Here is an 8,115-nt window from a genome sequence, read left to right on the forward strand (position 1 = left end):
AAGGAGCCCGTCGTGGCCAACCCCGACGCGCAGGGCGTCACCGGCGCCCCCTTCCGGCTCGATGTCGAGCGCGGCAAGATCCGCGAGTTCGCGCTGGCCACCGGAGCGGCCGACGCGGCCTACCTGCGGGAGGAGGACCCGGTCGTACAGCCGACGTTCCTCACGACGACCTTCTTCTGGCAGGGCGAGGACGCCAACCCGTGGTCCGCGGTCGAGCTCGACCAGCAGCGCGGCCTGCACGCCGAGCAGCAGTACACCTTCTTCGGTGAGCCGCCTCGCGCCGGCACCAGGCTCACCTGCCAGTCGCGCATCGGCGAGATCTACACCAAGGTGGGGCGCCGCGGCGGTGAGCTGACCTTCGCCGTGATGTACACGGACTTCCGCGACGAGACCGGCCGTCTCGTCGCCCAGGCCAAGCTCACCGGTGTCGAGACAGCCCGCCCGCCGGACACCGGGGCCGCGACGCAGGACGGAGCCTCCGCATGAGCGACACGACCGCCACCACCCGGCCCGGCACGACCGAGGTCAGCCTGCCCGTCCCGGCGGCCCCACCGGCGCGTACCCACGGCCCGGTGACCCGCACCGACTTCGTCCGCTACCAGGGCGCCTCGGGTGACATGAACCCGATCCACCACGACGAGGTCTTCGCCCACGCCGCCGGGTTCCCGAGCCCCTTCTCGGTGGGTATGTGGCAGGCCAGCCTGCTCGGCACCTACGCCACCGACTGGCTCGGCGGCCCTCACGTGCGGGACTTCCGCATCCGGTTCCTGGCCCAGGTGTGGCCGGGCGACACCCTCACGCTCGTGGGCGCTCCGCTGCGCACCTACGTGATCGAGGGTGAGGACGGTCGTGAGGGCCGCGTGGACGTCGAGCTGACCTGCCGGCGCCAGACGGGCGAGACGGCCGTCACCGCGTGGGCGACGTTCGTGCTGCCCGATACCGCCCCCGACGCCGCGACACCCGGGACCGGCGAGCAGCCCGAGACCACCGAGGAGCAGGGATGACCCCCACGACCCACCCGTCCGTGACGACGACCACGCACCCCGACGGGATCGCCGAGATCGTCGTGGACAACCCGCCGGTCAACGCGCTGCCCGTGGCCGGCTGGTTCGCACTCGCCTCCGCCCTCGACGCCGCCGGTGCCGACGAGTCGGTGCGGGTCGTCGTGCTGCGCGCCGAGGGCCGTGGCTTCAACGCCGGCGTCGACATCAAGGAGATGCAGCACACCGAGGGCTTCACCGCGCTGCTCGGCGCCAACCGCGGCTGCTACGCCGCGTTCAAGGCCGTCTACGAGTGCCCCGTCCCGGTCGTCACCGCCGTCAACGGCTTCTGCCTCGGCGGCGGCATCGGCCTGGTCGGCAACTCCGACGTCATCGTCGCCTCCGACGACGCCACCTTCGGCCTGCCCGAGGTCGACCGTGGCGCCCTCGGTGCCGCCACCCACCTGTCCCGGATGGTGCCCCAGCACCGGATGCGCGCCATGGTCTACACCTCGGCCACGGCCACCGCCCAGGAGCTGCACGCGTACGGCTCGGTCCACAGCGTCGTACCCCGCGCGCAGTTGCGCGCGGCGGCGTTCGCCGTCGCGACCCAGATCGCCGGGAAGGACCCCGTCGTCATCCGGGCCGCCAAGGCCTCGCTCAACGGCATCGACCTGTGGGACGTCAACCGCAGCTACCGCTTCGAGCAGGGCTTCACCTTCGAACTCAACCTCACCGGGGTCGCCGACCGGATCCGCGACGAGTTCGCCGGCACCGACAAGGCGGCGCGCCCGGGCAGCGAGGGCTGAGCCGTGCGTGCGATGGTGGTCCGTGAGCTCGGTGGCCCCGAGGTGCTCACGCTCACCGACGGGCCGCAGCCGCGGCCCGGCCCGGGGCAGGTGCTCGTCGACGTCGTCGGCGCCGGGGTGAACTTCCCCGACGGTCTCATCGTCGCCGGCACCTACCAGACCAGGCCGGAGCTGCCGTTCGTGCCCGGCTGCGAGGTCGCCGGCACGGTCGCGGCGCTCGGCGCCGGGGTGACCGGCCCGCCCGTCGGCACCCGCGTCACCGGCTTCTGTGGCATCGGCGGCTACGCCACGCAGGTGCTCGTCGACGCCCGCATGGTCCACCCGTTGCCCGCGGGCGTCGACCTCGTCGAGGCCAGCACGATTCCCGTCGTCTACGGCACGTCCTACCACGGGCTCGTCGACCGGGCCGGCCTCGCCGCCGGCGAGACGCTGCTCGTGCTCGGCGCCTCCGGCGGCGTCGGCCTCACCGCCGTGCAGATCGGCAAGGCCCTCGGCGCGACCGTGATCGCCGCCGCGTCGAGCGAGGACAAGCGCGAGCTGTGCCTGGCACACGGGGCCGACCACGCCATCGGCTACGACGACCTGACGGCGACGGTGCGCGAGCTGACCGGCGGCGCCGGTGTCGACGTCGTCTACGACCCCGTCGGCGGCGACGCCGCCACCGCGGCGCTGCGTACCCTCGCGTGGGCCGGGCGGTTCCTCACCGTCGGCTACGCGGCCGGCGACATCCCGCAGGTCAAGCTCAACCGGCTGCTCCTCACCGAGGGCGCGGTGCTGGGGGTCCTCTGGGGCGCCTGGGCCAAGCGCAACCCGCAGGCGAACGCCGCGAACATGACGACGCTGCTCGGGTGGATCGCCGCCGGCCGGCTGAGGCCACACGTCAGCGAGGTCCTCCCGCTGGAGGAGGCGGCCCGCGCGCTCGGCGCGGTGCTGAACCGTGGCGCCCGCGGCAAGATCGCCCTCCGGATGAAAGCAGGCAGGGAATGAAGGTGGCTGACGCGAGCGAGCTGACCCAGATGGATCTCGGCCCCGGACCGCGCTCGCGCGAGCTGCTCGCGACGTTGCGCACGTTCATGGCCGAGCACGTCTACCCCGCCGAGAAGGTGTACGCCGCCGAGCTCGGTGCCGCGGCCCGCGAGAACGGGGGAGTGTCCCACGTCCTGCCGCCGGTCGTCGAAGAGCTGAAGGAGACGGCGCGCAGGCTGGGGCTGTGGAACCTCTTCCTGCCTGACCTGTCGGGCCTCACCAACCTCGAGTACGCCTACCTGGCCGAGGAGACCGGACGCTCGCCCTACCTCGCCCCCGAGGCGCTCAACTGTGCCGCGCCGGACACGGGCAACATGGAGTTGCTGCACATGTTCGGCACGCGCGAGCAGAAGCAGCGGTGGCTCACCCCGTTGCTCGCCGGCACCATGCGCTCCGGCTTCGCGATGACCGAGCCGGACGTGGCCTCCTCCGACGCACGCAACATCGCCACCTCGATCGTGCGCGACGGCGACGAGTACGTCGTCAACGGACGCAAGTGGTGGACGACCGGCGCGGCGGACCCGCGCTGCGACATCCTCGTGCTGATGGGCAAGACGGACCCGGAGGCAGCCGTCTACCGGCAGCAGTCCATGCTTCTCGTGCCGGTCGACACCCCCGGGGTGACGATCGTGCGCTCGCTGCCGATCTTCGGCTACCACGACCAGCACGGCCACTGCGAGATCCGGTTCGACGACGTACGGGTGCCGGTCACGAACCTGCTCGGCGGCGAGGGCGACGGTTTCGCGATCGCCCAGGCCCGCCTCGGCCCGGGCCGCATCCACCACGCGATGCGCTGCCTCGGCATGGCCGAGCGGGGCCTCGAACTCATGGTGCGCCGGACGATGGCCCGCGAGGCGTTCGGCGGCCCGCTCTCCGAGCAGGGCGTGGTGCGCACCTGGATCGCCGAGTCCCGCCTGGAGATCGAGCAGGCCCGCCTGCTCGTGCTCAAGACGGCCTGGCTCATCGACCGGGTCGGGGCCCAGGGCGCGGCGACCGAGATCGCCGCGATCAAGGTCGTCGCGCCGCGGGTCGCCCGCAACGTGCTGGACCGCTCGATCCAGGCACACGGCGGCGGTGGGGTCACCGACGACTTCCCGATCGCCCGGATGTGGGCCAGCGCCCGGATCCTCGGCATCGCCGACGGCCCGGACGAGGTGCACCTGCGCACGGTGGCGCGCACCCAACTACGCCGCTACCGGGACACGGCGCCGACGGGCGCCGCCGAGACGGGGGAGGGCTGAGATGGACCTGACCTGGTCGGCGCAGGACGAGCAGTTCCGGGCGGAGGCCCGCGACTGGCTCGCGACGAACGTGCCGCGGCAGCCGCTGCCCTCCGGGGACACCGCGGCGGGCTTCGCCGCCCACCTGGAGTGGGAGCGGGCGCTGCACGCGGACCGGTGGTCGGTCGTGTCGTGGCCCGAGGCGTACGGCGGCCGCGAGGCCTCGATATGGCAGTGGCTCATCTTCGAGGAGGAGTACTACCGGGCCGCTGCGCCGCAGCGGGTGACGCAGAACGGCATCTTCCTGCTGGCCCCGACGATCTTCGAGTTCGGCACGAAGGAGCAGCAGGACGAGCTGCTGCCGCGGATGGCGGCGGCGCGGGACCTGTGGGCCCAGGGCTGGTCGGAGCCGGGCGCGGGCAGCGACCTGGCGGGGATCCGATCCCAGGCGGTGCGGGACGAGCAGGCCGGCGGGTGGCGCCTGAGCGGGCAGAAGACGTGGTCGACCCGGGGCGCGTTCTGCACCCACCTGTTCGGGTTGTTCCGCACCGACCCGCAGGCCGCGCGGCATCGGGGACTGACGTACTTCCTCGTGCCGCTGGACACCCCGGGCGTGACGGTGCGCGGGTTCGACCGGCTCGACGGCGACGAGGGATTCGCCGACGTGTTCTTCGAGGACGCGTTCGTGCCGGACTCGGCGGTTCTCGGCGGCGTCGACCAGGGCTGGTCGGTCGCGATGTCGACGACCGGGTCGGAGCGGGGCCTGACGCTGCGCTCGCCGGGGCGTTTCCTCAAGGCGGCCGACGCGCTCGTGGCACTCGCAGGCGACCGGGCCGAGGCGGCGACCGATCTGCTCCGCGACCGGGTGGCGCGCTCGTGGATGCAGGCGCACGCCTACCAGCAGTTCACGCTCGCGCAGGTCACCGACATCGTCGAGGGGCGCCCGGCCGGCGCGCGGTCGAGCCTCAACAAGGTCTTCTGGTCCGAGCTGGACATCGCGTTGCACGAGACGGCGCTGGAACTGCTGGGTCCGGACGCGCTCGTCGACGGCCCCTGGACCCGCGGCTACCAGTTCTCGCTGTCGGGCCCGATCTACGCGGGCACCAACGAGATCCAGCGCAACATCATCGCCGAGCGCCTGCTCGGTCTGCCGAGGAGGTGACCAGGCGTGCGTTTCGCTCCGAGTGACGAGCAGCGTGAGCTCGCGGCGGTCGTCCGTCAGGTGCTCACCGAACGGTGCCCGCCGGCGACGGTGCGCGCCGGAGCCGGGTCGGCGCAGGTGGCCTCGCTGGCCGAGAGCCTGGCGGGCCTCGGCGTGGCGGGGCTGCTCGTGACCGAGGACGACGGGGGGCTGGGCCTGGACGAGAACCATCTCGTGTCGGTCTTCGAGCAGATCGGGTACGCCGCCGCTCCGCTGCCGCTCACGGCGACCCTGGCGGTGGCTCCGGCGGTGCTCGTCTCGGGCGCCCCGGATTTGCTGGCGGGCCTGGTCGGGGGGTCTCTGACGGTCGGTGCCGACCCTGCGGCGACCGGGCGGGTCGCGTTCGGTTCCGGTGTCGACGTGGTGCTGAGCGGCGGCTTCGGCGGGACCGGTCGGATCGAGGTCTTCGACGTGTCCGAGGCGACGGCCTCGGCGTCGCCGTCGGTGGACTTCGCGCTGGACCTGACCGGGTACGCGGACGCGCGGCTCGTGGCGACCGTGGACGACCCGCAGGTGGTGAGGCTGGCCTGGGAGCGGGGAGTGCTGGCGGCCTCGGCCGAGCTCATCGGGCTGTCCCGACGGATGCTCGATCTCACGGTCGAGCACGTGCGCACCAGGGAGCAGTTCGGGGTGCCGATCGGCAGCTTCCAGGCGGTCAAGCACCACCTCGCCACGGCGCTGCTGCAACTGGAGTTCGCGGCGCCGGTGGTGGCGACGGCCGGGTTCGAGCTGGCCGCAGGCGTCCCGGGCCGGCTGCGTTCACTGGCGACGGCCAAGGCGTTGGCGTCCGAGGCGGCGCACGTCGTGGGCCGGGCCGCCCTGCAGTGCCACGGCGCGATCGGCTACACGACCGAGTACGACCTGCAGCTGTTCCTCAAGCGGTCGTGGGCTCTGGAATCGTCGTGGGGCAGCTCCGCCTGGCATCGGGCGGCTCTGCTGGCGGACCTCGGTGTCGGCCTGACCGGCGCGCGCCCCGCGTCCTGACCGCTTGCCCGGCAGGCCCGCACCGGCGGCCCACGACCCTCACGATGTGCACCCGAACCGGGGCGAGAAGGAGATCCAGATGAGCGAGACCAGCGACGCGGCGGTGGAGGTCGTCCGGTACGAGACGCGGGGGCCGGTGGCCGTCGTGACGATGAACCGGCCGGAGTACCGCAACGCGCAGAACTCGGCGATGACCTATGCCCTCGACGACGCGTTCTACCGCGCGGCCGCCGACGACGAGGTGAAGGTCATCGTCCTGGCAGGTGCGGGGAAGCACTTCTCGGCCGGCCACGACATCGGCACGCCGGGCCGTGACATCGACTCGTCGTTCGACCGGCGGGCCGGCCTGTGGTGGGACCATGTCGGAAAGGCCGGAGTGGACAGCAGGTTCGCCCGGGAGTCCGAGGTGTACCTCGGGATGTGCCGCCGCTGGCGTGAGCTGCCCAAGCCGATGATCGCCATGGTGCAGGGAGCGTGTGTCGCCGGTGGCCTCATGCTCGCCTGGTCATGCGACCTGATCGTCGCTTCGGACGACGCGTTCTTCGCCGACCCGGTCGTGCGCATGGGGATCCCCGGGGTCGAGTACTTCGCCCACCCGTGGGTGCTGGGTCCGCGGTTCGCCAAGGAGTTCCTCTTCACCGGCGACCGGATGCCGGCGGCGCGCGCGGCCGAGCTCGGCATGGTCAACCGGGTCGTCGCCAGGGACGATCTCGAGGCGGAGGTCATGGGGCTCGCCGCACGGATCGCACAGATGCCGCGGCTGGGTCTTGCACTGACCAAGAAGGCGGTCAACCAGGCCGAGGACCTCATGGGCCTGCGGGCCGGGATGGATTCGGTGTTCGGGCTGCACCACGCGGCCCACGCGCACAACGCCGAGGTGGGCAACGATCCCCTCGGTGGCCAGGACGCCCGGAGCATGCGTGACGCCGCGAGAAGGGAAGAGGCGCGATGAACATCGTCGTACTCGTCAAGCAGGTGCCTGATTCGGGCGCGGACCGCAGCCTGCGTACTGACGACAACACTGTCGACCGCGGTTCGGCGAACAACGTGATCAATGAGATGGATGAGTACGCCATTGAGGAGGCGTTGAAGGTCAGGGAGGCTCACGGGGGTGAGGTCACGGTTCTGACGATGGGTCCGGATCGGGCGACGGAGTCGATCCGTAAGGCGTTGTCGATGGGTCCGGACAAGGCGGTGCATGTGGTGGACGATGCGCTGCACGGGTCGTGTGCGGTGGCCACGTCGAGGGTGCTCGCTGCTGCGCTCGGTCAGTTGAACGCGGATCTGGTGTTGTGTGGTAGTGAGTCGACTGATGGTCGGGTGCAGGTGTTGCCGCACATGATTGCTGAGCGGTTGGGTGTGGCGGCGTTGACGGGTGCCCGCAAGTTGACGGTTGATGGTGTGACGTTGACGGTGGAGCGGCAGACGGAGGAGGGCTACGAGGTGGTGACCGCCACCGCTCCTGCTGTGGTGTCGGTGTGGGACACGATCAACGAGCCGCGGTATCCGTCGTTCAAGGGCATCATGGCGGCGAAGAAGAAGCCGGTGCAGACGCTGTCGTTGGGTGACCTGGGTGTCGCCGCGGGCGAGGTGGGTTTCGAGGGTGCGACGAGTGCCGTGTTGGAGCACAGCAGGCGTCCGCCGCGTTCGGGTGGTGCGAAGGTCACCGATGAGGGCGAGGGCGGCGTGAAGTTGGTCGAGTTCCTTGCTGCCGAGAAGTTCGTGTGAGGGGTTGGGTCATGTCTGAGGTTCTCGTCGTCGTCGAAGCCACTCGGGAGTTCGGCGTCAAGAAGGTCACTTTGGAGATGCTCACCCTCGCTCGGGAGTTGGGTACGCCGAGTGCGGTGGTGCTCGGTGGCCCTGGTGCCGTGGAGGCGTTGAGCGCCAGGTTGGGT

9 protein-coding genes and 1 pseudogene are annotated in these 8,115 nt (G+C 71.5%); all 10 read left to right on the forward strand.

The window, feature by feature from the left end:
- The first annotated feature begins 12 nt into the window (after positions 1-12).
- Positions 13-486, forward strand: coding sequence for a MaoC family dehydratase N-terminal domain-containing protein (locus ABZ809_RS08490; RefSeq protein ID WP_357561805.1), 474 nt, complete (start codon positions 13-15; stop codon positions 484-486).
- Complete coding sequence (locus ABZ809_RS08495) at positions 483-1,004, forward strand: MaoC/PaaZ C-terminal domain-containing protein (protein WP_357561806.1); 522 nt, start codon at positions 483-485, stop codon at positions 1,002-1,004. The genes ABZ809_RS08490 and ABZ809_RS08495 overlap by 4 nt, the downstream gene beginning before the upstream one ends.
- Entirely contained in the window at positions 1,001-1,789 is a 789-nt protein-coding gene (locus ABZ809_RS08500) for an enoyl-CoA hydratase family protein (RefSeq protein ID WP_357561807.1), read from the forward strand. The genes ABZ809_RS08495 and ABZ809_RS08500 overlap by 4 nt, the downstream gene beginning before the upstream one ends.
- Positions 1,790-1,801: 12 nt before the next feature.
- Positions 1,802-2,776 (forward strand): NADPH:quinone oxidoreductase family protein, encoded by a 975-nt coding sequence (locus ABZ809_RS08505; protein ID WP_357561828.1) that lies wholly within the window; start codon positions 1,802-1,804, stop codon positions 2,774-2,776.
- 29 nt (positions 2,777-2,805) lie between these two features.
- On the forward strand, positions 2,806-4,056 hold the full coding sequence (locus ABZ809_RS08510) for an acyl-CoA dehydrogenase family protein (RefSeq protein WP_357561829.1): 1,251 nt from the start codon (positions 2,806-2,808) through the stop codon (positions 4,054-4,056).
- Position 4,057: 1 nt separating this feature from the next.
- Positions 4,058-5,197 (forward strand): acyl-CoA dehydrogenase family protein, encoded by a 1,140-nt coding sequence (locus ABZ809_RS08515; protein WP_357561808.1) that lies wholly within the window; start codon positions 4,058-4,060, stop codon positions 5,195-5,197.
- A 6-nt stretch (positions 5,198-5,203) separates the two neighbouring features.
- A complete protein-coding gene (locus tag ABZ809_RS08520) occupies positions 5,204-6,220 on the forward strand; it encodes an acyl-CoA dehydrogenase (RefSeq protein ID WP_357561809.1) in 1,017 nt (338 codons plus the stop codon).
- 79 nt (positions 6,221-6,299) lie between these two features.
- Positions 6,300-7,172: an enoyl-CoA hydratase gene (locus ABZ809_RS08525; RefSeq protein ID WP_357561810.1), complete on the forward strand. Its 873-nt coding sequence runs from the start codon at positions 6,300-6,302 to the stop codon at positions 7,170-7,172.
- Positions 7,169-7,948, forward strand: a complete 780-nt coding sequence (locus ABZ809_RS08530) for an electron transfer flavoprotein subunit beta/FixA family protein (protein ID WP_357561811.1) — start codon at positions 7,169-7,171, stop codon at positions 7,946-7,948. Before ABZ809_RS08525 ends, ABZ809_RS08530 begins: the two co-directional genes overlap by 4 nt.
- 11 nt (positions 7,949-7,959) lie before the next feature.
- A pseudogene (locus tag ABZ809_RS08535) lies at positions 7,960-8,115 on the forward strand (electron transfer flavoprotein subunit alpha/FixB family protein); the annotation flags it as partial.

This window comes from Micromonospora sp. NPDC047074, assembly GCF_040643815.1.
Lineage (GTDB): Bacteria > Actinomycetota > Actinomycetes > Mycobacteriales > Micromonosporaceae > Micromonospora.

What these genes read in the sequence shown, in the direction of transcription:
- ABZ809_RS08495 (WP_357561806.1), top strand. Translation starts at nt 483, where the DNA reads ATGAGCGACACGACCGCCACCACCCGGCCCGGCACGACCGAGGTCAGC.
- ABZ809_RS08500 (WP_357561807.1), top strand. Translation starts at nt 1,001, where the DNA reads ATGACCCCCACGACCCACCCGTCCGTGACGACGACCACGCACCCCGAC.
- ABZ809_RS08505 (WP_357561828.1), top strand. Translation starts at nt 1,802, where the DNA reads ATGGTGGTCCGTGAGCTCGGTGGCCCCGAGGTGCTCACGCTCACCGAC.
- ABZ809_RS08510 (WP_357561829.1), top strand. Translation starts at nt 2,806, where the DNA reads ATGGATCTCGGCCCCGGACCGCGCTCGCGCGAGCTGCTCGCGACGTTG.
- ABZ809_RS08515 (WP_357561808.1), top strand. Translation starts at nt 4,058, where the DNA reads ATGGACCTGACCTGGTCGGCGCAGGACGAGCAGTTCCGGGCGGAGGCC.
- ABZ809_RS08525 (WP_357561810.1), top strand. Translation starts at nt 6,300, where the DNA reads ATGAGCGAGACCAGCGACGCGGCGGTGGAGGTCGTCCGGTACGAGACG.
- ABZ809_RS08530 (WP_357561811.1), top strand. Translation starts at nt 7,169, where the DNA reads ATGAACATCGTCGTACTCGTCAAGCAGGTGCCTGATTCGGGCGCGGAC.